This is a genomic window from Oscillatoria nigro-viridis PCC 7112 (assembly GCF_000317475.1).
Lineage (GTDB): Bacteria > Cyanobacteriota > Cyanobacteriia > Cyanobacteriales > Microcoleaceae > Microcoleus > Microcoleus nigroviridis.
In genome coordinates, this window is sequence record NC_019729.1 from 789,934 (window position 1) to 810,460 (window position 20,527).

General features: G+C 45.9%; 25 protein-coding genes. 15 read left to right on the forward strand and 10 right to left on the reverse strand.

Annotated features, from left to right (window positions below; all coding sequences use genetic code 11):
• Window positions 1–132: 132 nt before the first annotated feature.
• Window positions 133–777: an ATP phosphoribosyltransferase gene (gene hisG, locus OSC7112_RS03465; RefSeq protein ID WP_015174599.1), complete on the reverse strand. Its 645-nt coding sequence runs from the start codon at window positions 775–777 to the stop codon at window positions 133–135.
• Window positions 778–975: 198 nt separating this feature from the next.
• On the opposite strand from hisG, the gene OSC7112_RS03470 reads away from it, so the two are divergent.
• From OSC7112_RS03470 to rppA, 3 genes are all read left to right on the forward strand, one after another.
• Window positions 976–1,242, forward strand: coding sequence for a hypothetical protein (locus OSC7112_RS03470; RefSeq protein WP_015174600.1), 267 nt, complete (start codon window positions 976–978; stop codon window positions 1,240–1,242).
• Between the two features lie 196 nt (window positions 1,243–1,438).
• Window positions 1,439–2,089 (forward strand): glutathione S-transferase family protein, encoded by a 651-nt coding sequence (locus tag OSC7112_RS03475; protein ID WP_015174601.1) that lies wholly within the window; start codon window positions 1,439–1,441, stop codon window positions 2,087–2,089.
• A gap of 52 nt (window positions 2,090–2,141) precedes the next feature.
• Window positions 2,142–2,828 carry a two-component system response regulator RppA gene (rppA, locus tag OSC7112_RS03480; RefSeq protein WP_015174602.1) on the forward strand — a complete coding sequence of 229 codons (687 nt, stop codon included), beginning with the start codon at window positions 2,142–2,144 and terminating at the stop codon, window positions 2,826–2,828.
• Between the two features lie 124 nt (window positions 2,829–2,952).
• On the opposite strand, the gene OSC7112_RS03485 is transcribed toward rppA, so the two are convergent.
• From OSC7112_RS03485 to tmk, 4 genes are all read right to left on the reverse strand, one after another.
• Window positions 2,953–3,789 (reverse strand): metallophosphoesterase, encoded by an 837-nt coding sequence (locus OSC7112_RS03485; RefSeq protein WP_041622353.1) that lies wholly within the window; start codon window positions 3,787–3,789, stop codon window positions 2,953–2,955.
• A 679-nt stretch (window positions 3,790–4,468) separates the two neighbouring features.
• Window positions 4,469–4,954 (reverse strand): peptide-methionine (S)-S-oxide reductase MsrA, encoded by a 486-nt coding sequence (msrA, locus tag OSC7112_RS03490; protein ID WP_150111482.1) that lies wholly within the window; start codon window positions 4,952–4,954, stop codon window positions 4,469–4,471.
• A 27-nt stretch (window positions 4,955–4,981) separates the two neighbouring features.
• Window positions 4,982–5,944, reverse strand: coding sequence for a DNA polymerase III subunit delta' (locus tag OSC7112_RS03495; protein WP_015174605.1), 963 nt, complete (start codon window positions 5,942–5,944; stop codon window positions 4,982–4,984).
• Window positions 5,945–6,202: 258 nt separating this feature from the next.
• On the reverse strand, window positions 6,203–6,871 hold the full coding sequence (gene tmk, locus OSC7112_RS03500) for a dTMP kinase (protein ID WP_015174606.1): 669 nt from the start codon (window positions 6,869–6,871) through the stop codon (window positions 6,203–6,205).
• A 106-nt stretch (window positions 6,872–6,977) separates the two neighbouring features.
• Here tmk and OSC7112_RS03505 point away from each other — a divergent pair, with 106 nt between their 5' ends.
• Window positions 6,978–7,325, forward strand: coding sequence for a hypothetical protein (locus OSC7112_RS03505; RefSeq protein ID WP_015174607.1), 348 nt, complete (start codon window positions 6,978–6,980; stop codon window positions 7,323–7,325).
• 197 nt (window positions 7,326–7,522) lie between these two features.
• Here OSC7112_RS03505 and OSC7112_RS03510 read toward each other — a convergent pair whose 3' ends face one another.
• Window positions 7,523–10,159 (reverse strand): heavy metal translocating P-type ATPase, encoded by a 2,637-nt coding sequence (locus OSC7112_RS03510; RefSeq protein WP_015174608.1) that lies wholly within the window; start codon window positions 10,157–10,159, stop codon window positions 7,523–7,525.
• A gap of 301 nt (window positions 10,160–10,460) precedes the next feature.
• Between OSC7112_RS03510 and OSC7112_RS03515 the strand changes: the two genes are divergently transcribed.
• Window positions 10,461–10,646 (forward strand): DDE transposase family protein, encoded by a 186-nt coding sequence (locus tag OSC7112_RS03515; protein ID WP_015174609.1) that lies wholly within the window; start codon window positions 10,461–10,463, stop codon window positions 10,644–10,646.
• A 315-nt stretch (window positions 10,647–10,961) separates the two neighbouring features.
• Here the strand turns inward: OSC7112_RS03515 and ctpC are convergent, their stop codons facing one another.
• A complete protein-coding gene (ctpC, locus tag OSC7112_RS03520; RefSeq protein WP_015174610.1) occupies window positions 10,962–12,317 on the reverse strand; it encodes a carboxyl-terminal processing protease CtpC in 1,356 nt (451 codons plus the stop codon).
• Window positions 12,318–12,613: 296 nt separating this feature from the next.
• Window positions 12,614–13,834 carry a (E)-4-hydroxy-3-methylbut-2-enyl-diphosphate synthase gene (ispG, locus tag OSC7112_RS03525; RefSeq protein ID WP_015174611.1) on the reverse strand — a complete coding sequence of 407 codons (1,221 nt, stop codon included), beginning with the start codon at window positions 13,832–13,834 and terminating at the stop codon, window positions 12,614–12,616.
• Window positions 13,835–13,928: 94 nt separating this feature from the next.
• Here ispG and OSC7112_RS41600 point away from each other — a divergent pair, with 94 nt between their 5' ends.
• From OSC7112_RS41600 to OSC7112_RS03575, 10 genes are all read left to right on the forward strand, one after another.
• Window positions 13,929–14,054: a hypothetical protein gene (locus tag OSC7112_RS41600; RefSeq protein ID WP_263053579.1), complete on the forward strand. Its 126-nt coding sequence runs from the start codon at window positions 13,929–13,931 to the stop codon at window positions 14,052–14,054.
• A 74-nt stretch (window positions 14,055–14,128) separates the two neighbouring features.
• Complete coding sequence (locus OSC7112_RS03530; protein ID WP_015174612.1) at window positions 14,129–15,508, forward strand: serine/threonine-protein kinase; 1,380 nt, start codon at window positions 14,129–14,131, stop codon at window positions 15,506–15,508.
• A gap of 50 nt (window positions 15,509–15,558) precedes the next feature.
• The gene (locus OSC7112_RS03535) at window positions 15,559–15,969 is read left to right on the forward strand and encodes a hypothetical protein (protein ID WP_015174613.1); all 411 of its coding nucleotides are present in this window, start codon (window positions 15,559–15,561) and stop codon (window positions 15,967–15,969) included.
• A complete protein-coding gene (locus OSC7112_RS42095) occupies window positions 15,969–16,451 on the forward strand; it encodes a type II toxin-antitoxin system HicB family antitoxin (protein WP_015174614.1) in 483 nt (160 codons plus the stop codon). Before OSC7112_RS03535 ends, OSC7112_RS42095 begins: the two co-directional genes overlap by 1 nt.
• Window positions 16,438–16,662, forward strand: coding sequence for a hypothetical protein (locus tag OSC7112_RS03550; protein WP_015174615.1), 225 nt, complete (start codon window positions 16,438–16,440; stop codon window positions 16,660–16,662). The genes OSC7112_RS42095 and OSC7112_RS03550 overlap by 14 nt, the downstream gene beginning before the upstream one ends.
• A gap of 121 nt (window positions 16,663–16,783) precedes the next feature.
• Window positions 16,784–17,032, forward strand: coding sequence for an AbrB/MazE/SpoVT family DNA-binding domain-containing protein (locus OSC7112_RS03555; RefSeq protein WP_015174616.1), 249 nt, complete (start codon window positions 16,784–16,786; stop codon window positions 17,030–17,032).
• Window positions 17,026–17,382, forward strand: a complete 357-nt coding sequence (locus tag OSC7112_RS03560; protein WP_015174617.1) for a type II toxin-antitoxin system PemK/MazF family toxin — start codon at window positions 17,026–17,028, stop codon at window positions 17,380–17,382. The genes OSC7112_RS03555 and OSC7112_RS03560 overlap by 7 nt, the downstream gene beginning before the upstream one ends.
• A 151-nt stretch (window positions 17,383–17,533) precedes the next feature.
• A complete protein-coding gene (locus tag OSC7112_RS03565) occupies window positions 17,534–17,830 on the forward strand; it encodes a hypothetical protein (protein ID WP_015174618.1) in 297 nt (98 codons plus the stop codon).
• Complete coding sequence (locus tag OSC7112_RS03570) at window positions 17,817–18,041, forward strand: hypothetical protein (RefSeq protein WP_015174619.1); 225 nt, start codon at window positions 17,817–17,819, stop codon at window positions 18,039–18,041. Before OSC7112_RS03565 ends, OSC7112_RS03570 begins: the two co-directional genes overlap by 14 nt.
• A gap of 241 nt (window positions 18,042–18,282) precedes the next feature.
• Window positions 18,283–18,834, forward strand: a complete 552-nt coding sequence (locus OSC7112_RS03575) for a Uma2 family endonuclease (RefSeq protein WP_015174620.1) — start codon at window positions 18,283–18,285, stop codon at window positions 18,832–18,834.
• Window positions 18,835–18,962: 128 nt separating this feature from the next.
• Here the strand turns inward: OSC7112_RS03575 and OSC7112_RS03580 are convergent, their stop codons facing one another.
• Window positions 18,963–19,913 carry an Rpn family recombination-promoting nuclease/putative transposase gene (locus tag OSC7112_RS03580; protein ID WP_015174622.1) on the reverse strand — a complete coding sequence of 317 codons (951 nt, stop codon included), beginning with the start codon at window positions 19,911–19,913 and terminating at the stop codon, window positions 18,963–18,965.
• A 138-nt stretch (window positions 19,914–20,051) separates the two neighbouring features.
• A complete protein-coding gene (locus tag OSC7112_RS03585) occupies window positions 20,052–20,417 on the reverse strand; it encodes a hypothetical protein (RefSeq protein WP_015174623.1) in 366 nt (121 codons plus the stop codon).
• Window positions 20,418–20,527: the final 110 nt, after the last annotated feature.

The following is a 20,527-nucleotide window of genomic DNA, read 5'->3' on the forward strand; positions in this document are numbered from 1 at the left end:
GTTCACTGTTCACGGCGTTGAGGGTTGACTGTTCACCGTCAACCGTCAACCGCCAACATCATGTATGAGTGTAACCGGAAATGATATCAATGAAAGATTTATGCCATAAGTCTACTCTAATTTAAGTTAGCATCAAACAGCCGTCAAAACTTGCTCTCTCAACTTCCCGATCAACTCATTCACCCCCCCCGCATTCAAACGGTAACTCAGAGGATGACCGATCAAATAAGCCGAACTTTCAAACAAAACATCAATTTCCACCAAACCATTTTCCCGCAAAGTTTTGCCAGTCGAAACCAAATCCACAATTGCCTCCGACATACCCGTAATCGGCCCCAACTCCACAGAACCGTAAAGCGGCACAATTTCCACCGGCAAATTCAAATTGTGAAAATATTCCCTGGCACAGTGTACGAACTTAGAAGCAACTCTACCGTGAGGAGGTAAATCGACTGTTCGCCGATAAGAACTAGATTCCTTCACCGCCACAGACAGCCGACACTTGCCAAATTTTAAATCAATTAAATTGGCAACTTTCGGCTTTTTTTCCCGCAAAACATCATAGCCAGCAATCCCCAAATCCGCTTGACCGTATTCCACATAAACCGGCACGTCGTGCGTCCTTACTAGCAAAGCTTTGGCAGTGCCCGTCGGGTCATATATTTGAAGTTGTCGGTTAGAGGAATCGAGAAAAGCACTGAAGTCTAATCCAACCGATTTAAACAGCCGAATGCTATCTCCTAACAATCCGCCTTTGGGAAGTGCAACAGTAATCATGTCAATTTTTAGAGTGTAAATTTCTCAAGTTGGGAAGGGGGCGATCGCGGTACAAGCAGAAACAGCTTTTACCAAACTCAGAATAACACATATAGTTCACAGCTAAAAATAAATTTTGGGTATTGCTCGATCCTTTGTTTGGGTATATATTATATTTAGTAAGTTTTTATTTAGTCGCGTTTTTCAATAGCAGTCTGTATGGAAAACAATCAAGAGTTTGAGAGTCAACAATTTGACGGAAAATTTCACAGTGTAAACCCGGATTCCCTCAAAAAAATTACAGTAGATGAAATCCTCTCAGGCGGTGGTGTAGAGCCCGAGGAAATGCACTATACAGTGGCCGTACCTACCGCTAACGATGCCAAAATCCACAGAGACAGATCGTTAGATGCCAAATCAAGTGTGTTCGATACAGCCCCCCGATCGAAGTTTGCAGAAAAACGCGGAACGCTGGGAGGTTGTTAATGTAAAATGCTTGCAGAGGCTGGTGCAGAAAACGGGCCGATCGCGCGTTAGCGTTAGCTTTCGCGATCCGAAGGAAAGCCCGCCCCTACGGGGGCTACGCCAACGAAGAGGATCGTCATTTAGTCTCACGCCTTTGTGTATTCAACTCTAAAACTTAAAATTGCACGGACGATAGGAAATAGCTAACAGCTACATTATGACCAAATTGACTCTGGTAATCGGCAACAAAAATTATTCCTCTTGGTCGCTGCGCGCTTGGCTGGCGATGAAACAAGCTGGACTGGAATTTGCCGAGGTGAGAATCCCCTTAGACTGGCCGACAACCAATGAAGAAATTCGGCGCTATTCTCCCTCGGGAAAAGTGCCAGTTTTAATCGACGGCGACTTGAAAGTGTGGGAATCTTTAGCAATTTGCGAATACGTTGCAGAACGCTTTGCAAATGATTTGTGGCCGGCGGATGTAGCGGAACGGGCGATCGCCCGTTCCATCTGTGCCGAAATGCACGCAGGGTTTCCAAATTTGCGCGAAAATATGCCGATGGACTGCCGCAACCGCTATCCGGGAGAAGGGATGACTCCCGGTGTCGAAGCAGATATCGATCGCATCTTTGCCATTTGGCGCGAATGCCGCCAAAAATTCGGGACAGGCGGCAATATGCTGTTCGGAAAATTCACAGTTGTTGACGCTATGTTTGCCCCAGTTGTGATGCGTTTTGTCACCTACGGAGTCAAGTTAGATTCAGTAGAAAAAGCTTATGCGGATGCGATTTTGGCCTTGCCTGCCATCCAGGAATGGGTAGCAGCAGCTTGCAGCGAAACAGAAAGTATTCCACACATTAAAATCTAGGAAAAATCAGTTTACTTAACCTAAAATCTCAAATCTCAAATTTGAAATCAGGATGCGGATTCTTTTAGTTGATGATGAAGTTGAGTTAACTGACCCTTTGAGTCGAGTCTTAACCCGCGAAGGTTATACAGTTGATGTGGCATTTGACGGAGCAAGTGGCAGCAATTTAGCAATGCAGGGCAATTACGATTTGCTAATTTTGGATTGGATGCTGCCGAGACAAACTGGACTGGCAATTTGCCAGAAGTTGCGATCGCAAGGACGGAATACGCCAGTGCTATTTCTCACCGCCAAAGATACCGTAGACGATCGCGTACAAGGACTCGACGCCGGTGCAGACGACTATTTAGTCAAACCTTTTGAACTGCGAGAACTGCTAGCCAGAGTCCGCGCATTGCTGCGGCGGCCTCCTACTTTTGATGCCGAGGTTGCTGTCGGGCGGCTGCAAGTTGCAGATTTACAGCTAGACTACGACAATCAATTAGCTTATCGGGGCGATCGTACAATTGATTTATCAGAAAAAGAATGTCAGTTGTTAGAATACTTAATGCGCCATCCCGGTCAATTGCTAACACACGAACAAATCCACCAATTTTTGTGGAGTGAAGCAGAAAAACCCAGCAGCAATGTATTAGCAGCTCAAATTCGCCTGCTGCGCCGCAAAATAGAAGCCCCCGGCGAATCGGTGCTAATTCACACAGTCTACGGCAGAGGCTATCGCTTTGGAGAAGCCAATTAAAAATAATAGACATTGTAAAAAAATCCTTGTTCCCTCTTCCTTCTTCCTTCTTCCTTGTTGCCTCTTCCCTCTTCCTGCGGCTGTATTATTTATTATCGGGAAAGTATGCACCCTAAACCAGCCTTTACGTATCTTGAGAAACTAAAGTAATTACTGTCACCTCCGGCGGACAAAATAGCCTTCCCGGCGAATAAGTCCCCAAACCCCGATTCACGTACAGCAAATTACTCCCAACCTGATGCAAACCGCTAGCCCATTCCCAGTGAGTAACTACTCGATCCCAAGCCGACATAAAAGGAATGAACTTTCGGATTCGTTGAGGAATCAAATAGCCAATTTTTCTGACCCAAGCGTACAAAGGCCCGATACCGGGAATAACGATTTGACCGCCGTGAGTGTGGCCAGACAACTGCAAATCAATTCGCCAATTTTGCAGCTTTTCAGCAGTATCAGGATTGTGAGACAATACAATCCGAGGAATCGCGGGATTTATTGATGCCATTACAGGTTTAGGCGCAAAATCGCCCGACCAAAAATCTGCTAACCCAACTAAAGCCAATTCCGATCCCAAAGGATAGATTGCTTCGTTGTACAAAACCCGAATCCCGACGCTATTTAAAGCATTAGCAACCTCTGTTTTTGCCCCCGGCCAATAGTGGTCGTGATTGCCCAAAACCGCGTAAATTCCCACCCGACTTTGCAAGTTTTTCAATCGCTGCACTAAGCCGTAAATAGGTGCGGGGTCGTAGCTAATAAAGTCACCGGTTAAAAAAATCATGTCTGGTTCAGCTTCATTGGCTGCAGCAATCGCCTTCTCTAGCAACCATTCCGACAGCCTCACCCCGTCATAGTGAAAGTCAGTAAGCTGTACAATTTTAGTACCGGATAGATTTGCTGGAAGATTGGCAATGGGTATTGTTAAATACTCTACTCGCAGTTTCCCAGTTAATAACCTGTGCATAAATCTAAGGTTTATTGGTGACATAAGCGCCACCTCTAGCTTAGCAAATAAACAAGCAAGACTGCAAAACTAGATATTTTCCCCTTTTCCTTCTGTCCTCTGACTAATAACTACTCATTGCTGACTAATGGCTACAGTCCGAGACGCAATAAGTGGGATTGTATCAAGAGAATTGAAACAGAAATCCCCACTCTTCAGTTAGGCTTTCTTGCAAAATTGTTTGGGTCTTACCCGCCCAAATACTACAGCATTTTTATAATATTATGACTGGCGTAACAAGTTGTTTAAAACGCTATCAATCCTCTTCAGACTGGCATTCCCCGTCCCGCATCTATATTCTTTTGCCAATTTTCAAAGCTGAGACTTGTGCCGCATCCCCATCGCATCGGCCTACCACGGGGGGATTGCCACTACCAAACACTATCTCATCACTAATTATTTATTACTGAGTAGGTGCAAATAAACATGGCTTAGAGGAGGCTGGGTTTTGCATTAAAAATAAACTGATGGCTAGTATATATAGCAATTGTAAATCATTGGTGAATTTCTCACTCCCTCCCAGCGGGTTCGGGGAGGGTTGGGGTGGGGTAAAAAATTTACGACTCCTGCAAGGATTGCTATAGTTCGTTGCGTTACCCGCCCCTAAGATTTTTTATTTTGGGTCGCGTCTGCCTACTTTTTAACTAATAAATTTTGACGAATGACGCTTCTTTTCAATATACTGCTGGTGGTAATCCTCTGCCAGATAAAATTCACCAGCAGGTTGGATTTCGGTGGCAATATCTTTGTCGTATTTACCGAAAGTTTGCAATTTTTGTTTGGAGAGGCGAGCGGCTTTTTCTTGTTCCCAATTGTGATAAAAAATCACAGACCTGTACTGTTCGCCTCTGTCGGGGCCTTGGCGATTGATTTGGGTAGGATCGTGACAGTTCCAGAATACCTCTAGCAGTGCTTCGTAACTCACCTGCGATCGATCGTACTCTAGCAGGACGGCTTCAGCGTGACCGGTGACTCTGGCGCAAACATCCAGGTAGCACGGATTCGGCCAGTGACCTCCCGTGTAGCCCGCAGCAGTCGAGACGACACCCGGAACGGCGCGAAACTTGTGTTCAACTCCCCAAAAACAACCGGCGGCAAATGTGGCTTTTTCCATCGTGTTACTCATCGTATTGGGTTCAAACTTGGCACTAGGTTATGCTTGACATATTCCCATCAGTGTGCATTCCCAAACTAATCGCGGCTGTACGTAGTTTAGCAAATATTGCCGCGCTTTCTCCAAGGGTTCTAAGGGCGATCGACTAATTCCGCCTGCCAAAAATTGCTGCCAGTAACAGTGCTGTAAATAATCGATTAACCACAACTGAGATTCAGTATCTAAAGTTTTATCAATTTCCTTGGCCAATTCCAAAGCAGACCGCAGATTTTGAGGCAACTGCTTCACCTTTTGCAGCAAATCATCGGGTATTGATTGCAGTTGCTGCCAAATTGCAATTGCCTCGCCAGGACTGCCTTGAGCCATCCCCATTACCTCGGGATGGGATAAAATCTCTGCGAATCCGGCTTGCTGCAAAACTTGTGCCATTGCTTCGGGATTGAGCCGTGAAAACTGGATTTTTTGGCAGCGGGAAATCAAAGTGGGCAGTAAAGCTTCCACTGTCGGAGCAATTAAAATGAGGGCTGCTTTTCCCGGTTCTTCCAATGTCTTTAACAAGCCGTTAGCGGCTCCCTCACCCATTGTTTCTGCTTGTTCCAACACTACGACTGAACGCGCAGCTTCTAGCGGCGGTCGGCTGAGAAAATCACCGATTTCTCGAACTTGTTCTAAGCGAATTTGTGGCGGTGCTTTCCGCTTTAAACCGGCTTCCTCTGCTTCCTTTGGTGTCAGCCGTTTGCCTTGGTTCATATAAGTTGGTTCGACCCACAGTAAGTCTGGATGATTTCGCTGCCGCACGCGATTTTGCACGGAGGCTGTTAGTCTGGTTTCGGGAAGATTGGCTGAGAATAAAAGCTCGATGAAACACTGGGCTGCTAAACTTTTGCCGATGCCGTTAGAGCCGACAAATAAATAACCAGGAGCAATTCGGTTTCGCTCGACTGCTTGAGTTAGCAATTCTACTGCTCGCTCTTGTCCGATTAATGATTTAAAATAATCCATGTTTGCGGGAGAAGGAAGAAGGAAGTTCGGCAACGGATTTTGTAGCGGATGTAACGGATGTCAGGATGAAGGATGAAGGAATAAAATCTAGGGGTTCAGCAATTAAGAACATCTTAAGCGTCGGGCGCGGTTGCTATAATACCAAAAGGTTATTGTGTTTTAACGGACTGCTAAATAATTGTTTTGACTTAAGAATGTTAAATTGTAAGTTGCCGGAGCCGGACAGAGGATTGCCGTGTTTCTACACATTATCTAGCGCTATTTTTGAGAATTGGTATTATTTAAATATCCCCAAGCTTCTAATCGGCGAGTTACAATAGCTTGAATTTCCTGAGCGATCTCATATTCAGGGCGATCGGCATTTATCCGGACAATTCGAGATTTATTTGCCTCGGCTAACTCCGCAAAACCTTGCTGCACAAGGCGGTGAAACTTCAAATCAGCTTGCTCGATCCGATCGCGCTCTCCCCGAGCTCTTACCCTCGCCAAACCCTCCTCCACATTCATATCTAGCCATAAAGTCAGATCGCTTTGCAAGCCGCCCGTGGCAATTTCATTCAACTGTTTAATTAAATTTAAGTTAAGACCGCGGCCGTAGCCCTGATAAGCAATCGTAGAGTCAGTAAAGCGATCGCATAAAACAATCGTTCCCTTAGATAACTCTGGTTTGAGAAAAGTTTCGACGTGTTGAGCGCGATCGGCCGCGTACATGAGTAATTCTGCTCGATCGGATACAGATTCGCCCGAATCTTGTTTCAGCAGCAAATGTCGCAGTCCCCTTCCCAGCTCAGTACCCCCCGGTTCGCGAGTAGCCACCAACGGGACTCTCAGCAAGCAACTTGCTTGCAGGAACTGTATCAAGCGCTGCATTTGCGTAGTTTTCCCCGCACCTTCAACCCCCTCAAACACGATAAGTTTGCCCTTCATTGCTCTAACTTTCCACCTGTATAAAATAAATCTATTATTGTTCTGTGCATCTGTTCTAGGTTCGGTATGATAATAAAGTCTAAATGCCTCACGGCTGGAGTTGTCTATGGCTCGCTATACTGGTTTTTTTATCGTTGCCGTTCCGATCGACCGTCTCCGTCAATCCCTGATTGAAATTTTAGAGTCATGCAATCTTGATATTATCTACAATACAGGAGATTCCGTCATGGCTCGCGAGATCCCAGGTCAAGTTTCGATTGCCAAACTTGTCACCGCAGAAGTCCTAATTGAGAAAAACACGGCTAGCGACTCAGAGGTTCGTATGAACTTCGTAATTAAAAACGAAGAACTGCCCCTGCAAACCAACAACCACTGCCGTCAAATGTTCGAGCTAGTGAGCCGTTCAATTATGAACAACAATAATTGGCGGCTATTGGAAAGTATGGCACTGTAGCCATCAGTCAGTCAATTTGAGGTGTGAGATTTTCGATTGACTCTACAGATGAATCAGGGGGTTCTAACTAATGTCGAAACTTCTTGGCTATCGACTCCTGGTGTGAGGGGTTTGTTTCCCTCTTGGGAGGAGGTCATCAGTCATTAATTTCTAACTAATGACCGATGGCCTCTGACTTTTATATGCAATCCTTAAATTTAAGGTCGAAATCCCCGGCGCAAAAACAAAGAATTTGTAACAACGCTAACAGAACTAAACGCCATAAATGCCCCAGCAGCCGCAGGACTGAGTAGAATTCCGGTTGCAGGCAGCAAGATACCCGCGGCCACCGGAATTCCCAGAGTATTGTAACCAAAAGCCCAAAATAAATTTTGGCGAATCTTGTTGAAAGTAGCGCGCCCCAGCTCGATCGACTCAACAACATCCATCAAAGCATTTCGCATCAGCACAATTTGAGCAGTCTCAACTGCCACATCCGTGCCGCAGTGCAAACCGATACCGACATCAGCTTGAGCCAAAGCCGGGGCGTCATTGATGCCATCCCCCACCACAGCCACTTTACAGCCTCGGGCTTGCAAAGTCGCGATCGCCCTCGCCTTCTCCTCCGGCCGCACCCCGGCCAAAACATCAGCCGCCGTCAAATCTAGCTGCTGCGCCGTCGCCGCCGCCGCAGACGCCGTATCCCCCGTCAGCATCATCACCCGCAATCCCATGCCCCGCAAACGTTCCACCGTCGCCTTAGCATCCGGCCTCAGAGTATCTTTTAGCCCGATTACCCCCAGCAAAACGCCCTCAGAAGCCACGTAAACCGCCGTTTTGCCTTTGCAAGACCCCGACAATTCCGTCGCCACAGCGACCCCCTGCTGCTTCATCCACTCGGCATTTCCCGCGAACACCCGCCGGCCCTCCACCAAAGCAGAAACCCCGAATCCCGGTTCCGTGCAGAAATCTTCAGCAGCTAGCAGCGGCAAACCTTGTTGTTGAGCTTCCAGCAAAATCGCTGCGGCGATGGGATGACAAGCGCCCCTTTCCACCGCCGCCGCAATTTGCAGCAGTTTTGAGTCAACCCTGCCAGCAACTCCATCAATTGTGGAACAGGCATCTTGCCTGTTGCCAGAAACCCCATCAATTGTGGAACAGGCATCTTGCCTGTTGCCAGAAAATCCATCAATTGTGGAACAGGCATCTTGCCTGTTTCCAACATTAATATCGGAGTTCAAATCCCACTCCGAATTGTTGTGGAAAATCGGCAAATAATCTGTGAGTGTGAGATTTCCGGTTGTCAGAGTGCCAGTCTTGTCAAAAACCACCGTATCTAATTGATGCACCCGTTCTAAAACATCGCCACCGCGAATTAAAAGCCCGCGCTCCGCCCCGATGCCAGAACCGACTAAAATTGCAGTTGGGGTAGCCAATCCCAAAGCGCAAGGACAAGCGATAACTAAAACTGCGATCGCCAATTTCAAACTCACAAGCAAAGGCGATTGATAATGGATAATTGGCCATTGGTAATCGGTAACTGATAATTGATTTCCCACGCCCATTGCCCCATGCCCGATCCCCATTGCCCCGTGTCCCATATCCATTGCCCCGTGTCCTAAAAGCACAGAAGGCCAAATATGAGTGCCGGCAAAATACCAAAATAGGAAAGTTAAAACCGATATCGCCATTACCCCATACACAAAATATCCCGCGACAGTATCAGCTAAATTTTGAATCGGCGCTTTGCGAGTTTGGGCTGCCTGCACCAAAGCCACCATTTGAGCTACAGTTGTTTCCTTACCGGTGCGAGTTGCCCGCATCACAACTGCCCCGGATTTATTGATAGTTCCGGCGGCAACTGTATCTCCTGGCTGCTTCAAAACCGGCATTGATTCGCCAGTCAGCATCGACTCATCTACGGTTGTTTTGCCTTCGCAGACTTCACCGTCTACCGGTATCTTTTCCCCGGGCAAAACTTGCAGCCATTCTCCGACTCGGACGCGATCGGCGGGAATTTCAATGTATTGTGGATCGTAGACCTCTGATGTCGAGTTGAAAGGCAATTCTTGCGATCGCAAATCTAAACTCGAAAGTTTAAAATCAACTAAGCGGGCTTTCGCCGGCTGCAATGCGATTAAAGCTTGCAAAGCTGATGCAGCGCGCCGTCTGGCTTGCTGTTCGAGAGTTTTGCCCAACAAAATAAAGCCCAGCAGCATCACCGGTTCGTCAAAAAAGCACTCCCATCCCATCCGTGGAAACAGCAGCGCCGCGTTGCTAGCGGTGTAAGCTGTAACAGCGCCTAAAGCTACCAAAGTATTCATGTTGGGTGCATTTCGCCACAAACTGCGGCACCCGTCAACGATAATCGGGCGGCCCGGTAGCAGCAAAGCTAGGGTGGCGAGTCCCCAGTGAAACCAAATATTGGTGAGAATTGGGGCTTTTGTGCCTAGTACGTGACCTAAACCCGATAGAATAATTAGGATCAGGGCGATCGTCAATTGCTTGATTTGCTGTCTAATTTCTTGTCGCCGCCGTTCAATTGTTGCCGCTTCTGCTTCCTGCTGATTGTCTCCTAAACGAGACTGAGAGGGAAATCCATTATCAGTCAACTTTTTCGCTAAAGCTTCTGCATCGACAGCCCCCGGTTGACACTCAACCGTCGCGACTTCTACGGCCAAGTTAACGCAAGCTGAAATGACGCCTGAATACTGCATGAGTTGGCGTTCCACAGCTTTCGCGCAGCCGGCACATTTCATACCGCCGACATCGAAAGTAACAATTTCTGGCGGTGATTCTTTAACTGGTATGATTTCTGGTTGAATTTCGGAGATTGTTTTGGGGAAAAATTGCATGGTTTTTTTTGGTATTGATTAGAATATTTTGGTAGTTCTGAATGGGTTTAATGCACTGTTTAGACAAATGTCTATATTTTTATCATAGGTAAATTTTGTGGCATCTTCCGAAAGTGTTAGTTTTTTTTAATTCTTATTAATTCCATGCGGTTAAATCCGCAGTTTGGCAGGGTTTGAAACCAATGTCGGACTGCGGGTTTAATGCTAAGACACGCTTTGGACACGGCAGTGCTGTTTCCCTATTTGATATAATTAGCCAATTGCCTAGTTAGTATCCAGCTTTTATTTGACGAATTTAGCTATGACAGAAACACCAAAATTTTATATTGTCAAACGTCCTGCCGGTAATTGCGAAATTTTGCCGTTGGCGCAACTCGAAGCACAAAACCCCAGTATTATTGAAAAGTGGGGCCCTTACGATTCGCCCGAAGATGCCATCGCCCGCCGCATCGGATTAATTCGCGCCGGAAAATGCCAGCCGCAATGACGGATTGCGATTGCTTTCCTCCCATCGCGAAAGCTAACGCGATCTCAAATCTGTTAGCATCGGAATTATTCCTATCTCTGCGATCGACCTCTGCGTGAATCAGCGTCCATCAATTGTCATCTGCGGTTTACATTCTCTTTTTTTTACCGCAGATGAGGGCAGATAAACACAGATTAACGCAGATGAATTATATAAATTTCGGTTGCACCGGACGCAGTGCAAAAAATACCGAAGCATTCGAGTTTAAAATCTGGGCTTTTAGCCGTAAATCTTCCCCCGAATGCTTTTTTTTAACTGAAACCCTACACAGGTTTTCTACTTCGATTTAGAAGGTGCTGCACTGGGTTTTGCTTGCGCCGCATTCGGTTTAGGTGGCGCAGTATTCGGTTTCGCCTCCGCCTTATTGTTCCCTGTTTTACCAGTAACTTGCTGTGTCAAAACTTCCATAGCTTTCGCGTACTGCGGATCGGCCGTCGTAGCAATTTTATCGCGATCGCGCCTCAATTCCTGTTTTTGAGCGTCGGTGAGTTCTACCTTGAAATCCGGTTCAATCCCGGCGTGGTTGATATCAGTGCCGTTGGGAGTAAAATACTTGGCAATTGTCACCGCTAAACCGGCACCATTTCCCACGCCGCGTACTGACTGAACTAAACCTTTACCAAACGTCTTTGTTCCTACCAAAACCGCGCGTTTGTTGTCTTGCAAAGCACCGGATAGAATCTCGCTAGCACTTGCTGAACCGCCGTCTACCAGTATAACTAACGGTTTGTCTGTGAGTTCTGCCTTATTTGCAGTTTGTTTGTCGGCCTCACCGACTCGATCGACCGTCGAGACGATCGTACCTTCTTTGAGCCACATCCGAGCAATTTCAATACTTCCGTACAGCAACCCGCCGGGATTGGAACGCAAGTCTAAAATATAACCCGTTACCTTTTTCTGTTCCAAATCCTTAATTGCCGATCGCATTTCCGATGCAGCATTGGCACTGAACTGATTTAAGCGAATATAGCCGACTTCTCCGATCGGGGTTTTCTGCACCGACTTCCGCACTGGATGAATTTCTATTTTAGCGCGTTTCAGCTTAAATTCTAATTCCTTGCTTCCACGCAAAATCGTCAGCGTCACCTCGGTATTCGCCTGGCCGCGAATCAAAGTTACCGCTTGATTCGTATCCATGCCTTCTGTGCTCTTGCCGTCAATCTTAGTAATGATATCTTTTGCCAGAATACCAGCAGTAAAAGCAGGGGTATCTTCGATCGGCGAAATCACCACCAACTTTTTGGTTTCCTCATCTTGAGTCAACTGAATCCCAACTCCTGTCAGTTCCCCAGAAGTTTCTACCTGCATATTTCTGAACTCTTGAGGGTCCATAAACCGCGTATAAGGATCGTCCAGCTTCTTCAGCATTTCCCGAATTGCTTTGTAAGCTTCCTCGTCGCTGGTATAAGTCCGGTTCAAATAATCATTCCGCACCGCTTTCCAGTCAACCTGGTTAAAAGTGCCATCCACATAACTTTTGTCAATAATTTGCCAAACTTCATCAACTAACTCTTTAGGGCTTCCCCGAAAAGAAGCCAGAGATTTAGAACTGCAACCAGCGTTCGCAAGAGTGACAGCAGTGAGTACCACTGCTGCTGCACTTAGAACAAGCCCTCGTTTTGTTATAACCATTTGTCTGACGCGCGGGAGGAAAAGAGTTCAGAATAATTACGCTCAATCTAACACAGGCAAGGCCGGCTCGCGTTTGGCCTACATATATTATTCCACTTTGCCGAGTTCTATTCAGGGCGGGCTCGCGCCCACCCCTGAATAGAACACTCACTCTTTGTGGAACAGGCCTTCCAGCTTCTGACAAAGGTGCTCTTCAGTCGGTTTAAACCGACTTCAGCTATGAGACAGGGGTTTCAACCCCTGTCGGACTGTCGGAGTGTCGGACTGTCGAACTCTAACAACAGAGAAAGAATCGGCTAAGGATCGACCCAGCGATCGTCCGATTTAATCAAGTCAATCAATTCTGCCACGCCTCGGTCTTCCGGCACCTTCTTAATTTCTTCCCGGCCCCGGTACAGCGAAATATAACCCGGCTGCTTCCCGACGTAGCCGTAATCAGCATCAGCCATTTCTCCCGGGCCATTGACAATACAGCCCATTACTGCTATATCCAAACCGGTGAGATGCTTCGTCGCCTCTCTCACTTTGTGTAACACTTCCTCTAGATTAAACAAAGTGCGACCGCAGGAAGGACAAGCGACATACTCAACCATCGTTTTCCGCAGTCCCAAGGCTTGCAGAATGCTGTAGCAAACCGGAATCTCCTTTTCAGGGGCCTCTGTCAGCGAGACGCGGATGGTGTCGCCGATACCGTCAGCTAACAAAGGTGCCAGCCCTGCGGTGGATTTGATGCGGCCGTATTCGCCGTCTCCTGCTTCCGTGACGCCCAAATGCAGCGGGTAATCCATGCCGAGTTCGTCCATCCGGTGCACCATCAAGCGGTAAGCAGCCACCATCACCGGCGCGCGGGAGGCTTTCAGGGAAAGTACGATATTTCGGAAGTCGAGGGATTCGCAAATTTTGATGAATTCCAGGGCGGATTCTACCATGCCTTCGGGCGTGTCGCCGTAGGTAAACAGCATCCGTTCGGCGAGGGAACCGTGATTGACGCCGATTCGCAAAGCTTTGCCTTGGTCGCGCAGGGAAATTACCAGAGGTTCCAGGGTTTCGCGAATTTTTTCGCCAATTTCCGCGAATTCGGCATCGGTGTATTCGGTTCTGTCGGCTTTCGGCTTCTCGAACACGTAAAGTCCGGGATTGATTCTCACTTTGTCTACGTGTTTCGCCACTTCGAGGGCAATTTTCATGCCGTTGTGGTGGACATCGGCGACGAGGGGCACGGGTTGGTAGGTGGCGTGCAGTTTTTGCTTGATTTCGGCTAATGCTTTGGCGTGGGCCATGCTGGGCACGGTGACGCGGACGATTTCGCAGCCAATCTCGTGCAAGCGGCGAATTCCGGCGACTGAACCGTCGATGTCGAGGGTGTCTTCGTTAATCATCGACTGTACTACGACGGGGTTGCCGCCGCCGATGGTGACGCTACCGACTTTGACGGGACGGGTTTTGCGGCGTTTGATGGTGGTGTCGAAAATCGGTTGGCTAGATGCGGTTTTAGTTGGATTTGGTAGAGTTTGCATAAGTGATTGCTAGTGTTCTGTTACCAAGCTCTATAAAATTCTGTTTCCTATTTTTCAGGTTGCCATAGAAAGGGTCTATTTGGACAATGAGGTTTTGGGATTTAGGATTCTTAATGGGATTGTGGCGAATTTGTCGATCGAATTATGTCGGAAAAGGGCGATCGAACTAAAAGCCAACCATCACCGGGAAAGCGCAATGAAGTTGGGCCCGTGGAACTAAACGGAACTTAGAAAATACAGTTAAAATACGGGCTATGCCGAGATAAAAATTAATATTGGTTGGCGGTGAGGAGAATGGTTTGGACACCGGGGCAGGGGTTAAATGGCGATCGGTATATCATTGAAGGCAAGTTAGGTGAGGGCGGCTTTGGGGTCACGTACCTAGCGCAGAAAGCGCAAAACAGGCAGCGGGTTGTGATCAAAACGCTGAAAGACGACTTATTGAGCGATCCAGATTTTGCCCGGTATCGCGAAAGATTCCTGCAAGAGGCACTACTGCTATCTTTGTGCAGGCATCCCAATATTGTGGAAATAGACAACTACTTCACTCACGGTGATTTGCCTTGCATTGCGATGGAATATGTGGCGGGAGAAGATTTGTGGAAATGGGTGGCAAGGCGCGGTATTCTGTCAGAAACAGAAGCTTTAAACTACATCCGCAAAGCAGGAGAAGCCGTAATAGTTGTTCACGAAAAAGGTTTATTACATCGGGATATCAAGCCACCAAACATTATGGTGCGTGACAATCAAGATGCAGTTTTGATTGATTTTGGTTTGGCGCGGGGTTTTATTCCCGATCGCACTCAGCAAATGACTTTTGGATTAACACATGGTTTTGCGCCTCCCGAACAGTACGGGGAAATTGGCAGATTTGCTGAGTACACAGATGTTTATGCTCTGGCGGCAACGCTATACTATATGCTAACGAAAACACCACCAACTGCTGCATTTATGAGGGCTTTCAATGATCCTTTAAAGCCGCCGTTTCAGATTAATCCTAATATTAGCGAGGCGGTGGAGCGGGCAATTATGAAAGGGATGGAAATGGATGAGACAAAGCGCCCTCAGTCGGTTCAAAAATGGTTGGATATGCTTTCTCAACCTACCCTTGATAATTGTGGGCAAAGAGGGGGTGTTTTGCCAACGATTCCTAGCCGGCAGCCACAGCCACAACCTGTAAAATTGATTTCAGTTGATTATAGTCAACTCGATTGGCTGTTGGCTAGCGGAAAATGGGAAGAGGCTGATGAGGAAACGTTGAATAAGATGCTGGAAGCAGCAGGGAGAACAGAGGATGGGTGGCTCAGAAGGGAAGATATCGATCGATTCCCCTGTGAAGACTTACGAACTATTGACCAACTTTGGGTAAAATACAGTAACGGAAATTTCGGTTTTTCGGTGCAGAAACGCATCTATGAAAGTCTGGGGGGAACCAGAGAATATGATAAGAAAATTTGGGACGCTTTTGGCCAGCGGGTGGGTTGGAATGTGAATAACAGATGGTTGTACTACAAAAATCTAACATTTTACACCGCAGCACCAAAGGGGAAACTCCCTTTAGGGCAGCGGAGGAGCTATATTCGGACCTCGGGGGGGCTCGTTTTTGGGTGTGTGGACGGGATGTGGGAAGGGTACTCTTCTCTCGCGTCGAGACTTGTAGGCTGTAACATCTAAGCGTTTCCGAACTTTGTTAACTACGGATAGATTAAAGCCACTCGAATACAATGTTAGAAAAAGGTGCAACAAGTGGCAGACCTTTCAATCCCTCGAAAGCGGGCGGAAAGATTCTCAACTTATCTTATCAAAATGTTAAAATTACTGATAAAGGCGTTGGTTTAGTTGAAGCTCATGTTCGCAGATTTAATCCTGTGGGTGAATCTGAACTAAAAATTGTAGAACGGTTAAGAAGTATAGCCACCCAAACCCTTGTAGCTGAGCCTGTTGATTTACGCTTTTATACTCACGAGTTACGCGAGTATCTCAGGTATAAAAAGCTTGGCTACCCAACTGGACAACCCGCTGACCCGGATGAGGCTTATGAACTTTGGAACAATGCTCACACAGCTACTCTTGAAGATTATAAATTAAAAGAAGGATTCGGCGTTTTATTTCATCCGAGCGTAGAGGAATTTTGATGAAAAACCTAACTCAATTAACCCAGCTTGAATTAGTGCTGCTGGAATTAGTAGCTAAAGGTCAAGGAAAGTGGAGTTGGTACGAACTCGCGAATGCACTTTCCCGTCGAGATGTACCGCGAGAACCTGACATGATGGTTGTCTTAAAAAAACTGGCTGCTGATGGCTTGGTTAAACGATATGTAGAAACTAATTCGCCTCGCGACAGATGGGAATTGACGCCAGAAGGATCTATGGTGTTGGCAAACGCAAAAGCAGATAGTCAAAGCAGAATTATACGTTATGCAATTGCGATCCAGAAATCAGAAAGCAATTATTCTGCTTATGTTCCAGATTTACCCGGATGCGTAGCAACAGCGACAACTATCGAGGAAGTAGAACAGCAAATTAAAGCAGCCATAGTTTTTCATTTGGAAGAGTTGCGTCAATCTGGTTCGTCTATTCCTGAAGCCAGGACTTTATGCAAATATGTTGAAGTTTAACTTAGAAACCAGATTGGTAGTTTGCATTAACAATCAAGACTATCAAGCATCCTTGGAAGTACGAAAAATCTACCAAATAATACCCGATAATCGCGCTGCCAAACATCAATTTATCCGAGTTATTGATGAATCCGGCGAAGATTATTTGTATCCAGTCGCGTATTTCGTGCCGATTGAATTGCCGAAAGCCGTAGAAGCAGTGTTTGCATAGACAAAGGTTATGTAAGGGCGGGTTTACCAACCTCTATGTTTATAAACAGCAATCTCAATAAACCCGCCCCGCCCAATATTGGGTTAGAATAAATAAACCTGAGTGTTAACATCGCAAATGTATGACAGCCAAAATACACATCAGCAAATTAGGTAATTCCTTGGCTTTGCCAATACCAGACTACATAGTAAAGTTTCTCAACCTTAAAGCCGAAGATTCAGTAATTTGCAGCATAGAAAATGGGAAACTGGTCATAGAGCCTGTAAATAATAAAATATCAAAGTATACCCTAGATGAATTATTGGCAGGCGAAATAGAATCTAGCGAAGAAGTCTCTTGGGGAAAACCAGAAGGAGAGGAAGTTTGGTAAACTATATCCCCGAACGAGGTCATTTTATTCGCCTCAATTTTGACCCTCAATCAGGACACGAACAAATGGGGACTAGGCCTGCACTGGTGGTAAGTCAAACTAAATTTAACCGAAAAATGGGGTTTGTGTTTGTTTGTCCCATCAGCAACACACAACGCAAAAATCCGTTTTATGTTCCCATTCCCGAAGGTGAAACGATAACAGGTGTAATTATGACGGATCAACTCCGCTCTTTAGATTATAGCGCAAGGCAGGCAAGTTTTCTTAGTGAATGTCGAGCAGATATAATTGAGGAAGTTTTGAGGCGAATTCAACCTATTTTGTTTGAGAAGATGACTGTTGATGAATAGTCAATCAAAGTCAATCAAATGTTAGGTTAGTTAAATCTTCAAAATATTTTACTTTCCCCCGCATATCCTTAAAAAATTATTCAGTTTTTGAAGATTATAAATTAAAAGAAGGATTCGGCGTTTTATTTCATCCGAGCGTAGAGGAATTTTGATGAAAAACCTAACTCAATTAACCCAGCTTGAATTAGTGCTGCTGGAATTAGTAGCTAAAGGTCAAGGAAAGTGGAGTTGGTACGAACTCGCGAATGCACTTTCCCGTCGAGATGTACCGCGAGAACCTGACATGATGCTTGTCTTAAAAAAACTGGCTGCTGATGGCTTGGTTAAACGATATGTAGAAACAAATTCGCCTCGCGACAGATGGGAATTGACAACTGAGGGGACGATTTTGTTGACAGAGTTAACTGCTTCTGAACTGACTACTTTATGCAAATATGTTGAGGTTTAACTTAGAAACCCAATTTGTAGTTTGCATTAACAATCAACACTATCAAGCTTCCTTAGAAGTACGAAAAATCTATGGAATCATACCCGATAATCGCGCTGCTGAACATCAGTTTATCCGAGTTATTGATGAATCCGGCGAAGATTATTTGTATCCAGTCGCATATTTCGTGCCGATAGAATTCCCGAAAGCCGTAGCAGCCGTATTTGCATAGATTGCACCCGGCGGTTGAAACCGATCGCGCACAAACAAAGTCTGCCTCCGCAGACAAGCGAAATCGAGGAGGCATTTAAGCCACATTTGATATCATAGCAAATCCTGCTTTAATCTCGGGTTGATTCTTCAGTCCCCCTCTGCTAGGACTTTGTTTGACAAGAAACGATTTCAATCGCCGATCGCCTAAAATCAAAAATCAGCTACAATTAAAAATTAAAAAGCAATCAAAAAACATCGCCATGAGCGTAATTGCAGCCAAATGGACGATCGCCCAATACCACCAAATGATATCTGCAGGCATCTTGGAACATCGGCGCGTAGAGTTGCTAAAAGGAGAAATCGTAGAAATGTCGCCGGAAGGAGAAGCCCACGCCTATTTTAGCAGCGAAGCAGGAGCATATCTGATCCGGCTGTTAGGCGATCGCGCTACAATCCGATCGGCAAAACCAATTACCCTTCCTAACAACTCGGAACCAGAACCAGATATTGCGATCGTACAGCCCTTGGGCCGCACATACCTCGAACATCACCCCTATCCAGAAAATATTTTTTGGCTGATTGAATACTCTGATTCCACTCTCATCAAAGACTTGGAGACGAAAACGAAAATCTATGCTGAAGTCGGAATCCCCGAATACTGGGTAGTTAACCTCAAAAACAGACAGTTGGTCGTATTTCGAGACCCCCAAGACGGAGATTACGCTTCCAAATTCACGCTAACAGGTGGAACAGTTAACCCGATCGCATTTCCCGATGTAATTATATCCGTAAGTGCGATCGTCAGCAATTAAGGCAATTCTCCTATGATTTAAAGCAGGTTTGATAGAGGTAGAGCGAGATTTGCCGTTGGGTGCGAGCGGGTTTATGAGATTATGGGTCAAAGGCACAGATTGTTTGTAAAACTCGCCCCTACGAGAATTCATCCCGCCGCCGACTCCAACCACGCGATCAAATCCTCTTGACTCCTAAAATCCAACAAAGCTTCTCCCAAATCATCTAACTGTTCCGCAGATAACCCCTGGATGCGAGTTTGAACTTCCTCTGTAACATCACCCACCCGCCGCACTATCTGACGCATAATTAATCCTATTTCCCCTTCAATTTTACCCCTTTCGATTCCTTGTTGTATTCCCCGTTCAATCCCCTGTTGTATACCAATTTCTATCCCTTTCATCACAGACCCGATTTGGTCTTGGATAAACATTTCTCGCTTGTCTACATCATTCAATTCGTCAAGTGTCAAATTTGCTCTGTTGGCAATTCCCAGCGCGGTATTAATCTCTTCAATAGACCCCAATTTATCTGGTACTGCTTCTAAAGAGGGCGCGTTCTTCATAAAGTAGATCCATTTTTCCGGCAGAGTTTCGAGTTGATTCAATTCTTTTTTGAATTTCGGTAACTCCACAAACACTAACTTTAACTCGCAGTTGGGATAGACGAATTTCTCTTCGGTTTCTGTGAATTCAAAATTAGAAATTAGTTTTTCGGTGTTTTCAAATAAGATAAAGTCGGTGATGGTTAAAGCAATGACCGGATTTAACTTTAAATAACCTTCTCCGGCTTTGAGTTGAGTAGAATAGGTTTTGGCTGCATTGTACACTACCCGTTTTTCAAAGGCGGCGACGTTGAGTACCTGCATTTCAACAATCACTGTTTTGTTGCCGGTAATCTTGGCTTTGACATCCAGGTAAGTGTCTTTCAATCCTGTAACGCTTCCGGCTGAATAAGGGTCAATGATTTCTAATTCTTGGATTGTTGGTTCTCCGTTATACAGCATTGCATTTAGGAAGCTGATTAAAATTTCTGGATGTTCGGAAGAAGCGAATATTTTTTTGAATGCAAAGTCTGTTTTGGGACTGATGAAACGCATATATTTTATAGGAGTTTTTTTACCGCAGAGGGCGCAGAGGACCCAGAGGAGGAGAAAAGAGAGGAAGATGGATATTGGCTAATATTGGAAGGGTTGGGTTTTGTTGTCTCAACCCAACCTGTTATCTGAATGCTTTTATCAGCCTGTTGCTTCAGTAGTAGTTGCAGGCGACATAACTAGCTTTCCAGTTATATCCATAGTCGCAAGCTTCAGCACTTCATTAAAAGCTAAACCCCGAATTTTGAGTTCCCACCGAATGCCTTTTGCTTTCATTCGCTTGGCTTTCCGCATATCGACATCAGCAGCTTTTTGATGCAATAGCAAATATTTCATTGCTGCTGTAGCTTCTACTTTTGTGGGAAATGCAATATAGCTGATAAATCCGCCGTCCCAGTGATTGGCGTTGCGGACGCTGCTGATAGTCGCAACTCTCGGACTAAAGCGGTTCCAGTAAAAGTCGCTGTAGCCGATCGACTCTGTTTTTACTTGGAGTTTGTTTGCCATTTGACTTAACTCCTATAACCTTGTGTGCGGGGTTGGCAGCACCAATTTGCTGCTGTTAACTATTATAGCAAATTATTTTCAAATTGGTAACTGTTGACTGTTGGCTGTTG

Bases quoted from the DNA above. Each gene is read 5' to 3' on its own strand.
- hisG (WP_015174599.1), bottom strand. From the start codon at position 777: ATGATTACTGTTGCACTTCCCAAAGGCGGATTGTTAGGAGATAGCATT.
- OSC7112_RS03470 (WP_015174600.1), top strand. From the start codon at position 976: ATGGAAAACAATCAAGAGTTTGAGAGTCAACAATTTGACGGAAAATTT.
- OSC7112_RS03475 (WP_015174601.1), top strand. From the start codon at position 1,439: ATGACCAAATTGACTCTGGTAATCGGCAACAAAAATTATTCCTCTTGG.
- rppA (WP_015174602.1), top strand. From the start codon at position 2,142: ATGCGGATTCTTTTAGTTGATGATGAAGTTGAGTTAACTGACCCTTTG.
- OSC7112_RS03485 (WP_041622353.1), bottom strand. From the start codon at position 3,789: ATGCACAGGTTATTAACTGGGAAACTGCGAGTAGAGTATTTAACAATA.
- msrA (WP_150111482.1), bottom strand. From the start codon at position 4,954: ATGAGTAACACGATGGAAAAAGCCACATTTGCCGCCGGTTGTTTTTGG.
- OSC7112_RS03495 (WP_015174605.1), bottom strand. From the start codon at position 5,944: ATGGATTATTTTAAATCATTAATCGGACAAGAGCGAGCAGTAGAATTG.
- tmk (WP_015174606.1), bottom strand. From the start codon at position 6,871: ATGAAGGGCAAACTTATCGTGTTTGAGGGGGTTGAAGGTGCGGGGAAA.
- OSC7112_RS03505 (WP_015174607.1), top strand. From the start codon at position 6,978: ATGGCTCGCTATACTGGTTTTTTTATCGTTGCCGTTCCGATCGACCGT.
- OSC7112_RS03510 (WP_015174608.1), bottom strand. From the start codon at position 10,159: ATGCAATTTTTCCCCAAAACAATCTCCGAAATTCAACCAGAAATCATA.
- OSC7112_RS03515 (WP_015174609.1), top strand. From the start codon at position 10,461: ATGACAGAAACACCAAAATTTTATATTGTCAAACGTCCTGCCGGTAAT.
- ctpC (WP_015174610.1), bottom strand. From the start codon at position 12,317: ATGGTTATAACAAAACGAGGGCTTGTTCTAAGTGCAGCAGCAGTGGTA.
- ispG (WP_015174611.1), bottom strand. From the start codon at position 13,834: ATGCAAACTCTACCAAATCCAACTAAAACCGCATCTAGCCAACCGATT.
- OSC7112_RS03530 (WP_015174612.1), top strand. From the start codon at position 14,129: ATGGTTTGGACACCGGGGCAGGGGTTAAATGGCGATCGGTATATCATT.
- OSC7112_RS03535 (WP_015174613.1), top strand. From the start codon at position 15,559: ATGTTAGAAAAAGGTGCAACAAGTGGCAGACCTTTCAATCCCTCGAAA.
- OSC7112_RS42095 (WP_015174614.1), top strand. From the start codon at position 15,969: ATGAAAAACCTAACTCAATTAACCCAGCTTGAATTAGTGCTGCTGGAA.
- OSC7112_RS03550 (WP_015174615.1), top strand. From the start codon at position 16,438: ATGTTGAAGTTTAACTTAGAAACCAGATTGGTAGTTTGCATTAACAAT.
- OSC7112_RS03555 (WP_015174616.1), top strand. From the start codon at position 16,784: ATGACAGCCAAAATACACATCAGCAAATTAGGTAATTCCTTGGCTTTG.
- OSC7112_RS03565 (WP_015174618.1), top strand. From the start codon at position 17,534: ATGAAAAACCTAACTCAATTAACCCAGCTTGAATTAGTGCTGCTGGAA.
- OSC7112_RS03570 (WP_015174619.1), top strand. From the start codon at position 17,817: ATGTTGAGGTTTAACTTAGAAACCCAATTTGTAGTTTGCATTAACAAT.
- OSC7112_RS03575 (WP_015174620.1), top strand. From the start codon at position 18,283: ATGAGCGTAATTGCAGCCAAATGGACGATCGCCCAATACCACCAAATG.
- OSC7112_RS03580 (WP_015174622.1), bottom strand. From the start codon at position 19,913: ATGCGTTTCATCAGTCCCAAAACAGACTTTGCATTCAAAAAAATATTC.
- OSC7112_RS03585 (WP_015174623.1), bottom strand. From the start codon at position 20,417: ATGGCAAACAAACTCCAAGTAAAAACAGAGTCGATCGGCTACAGCGAC.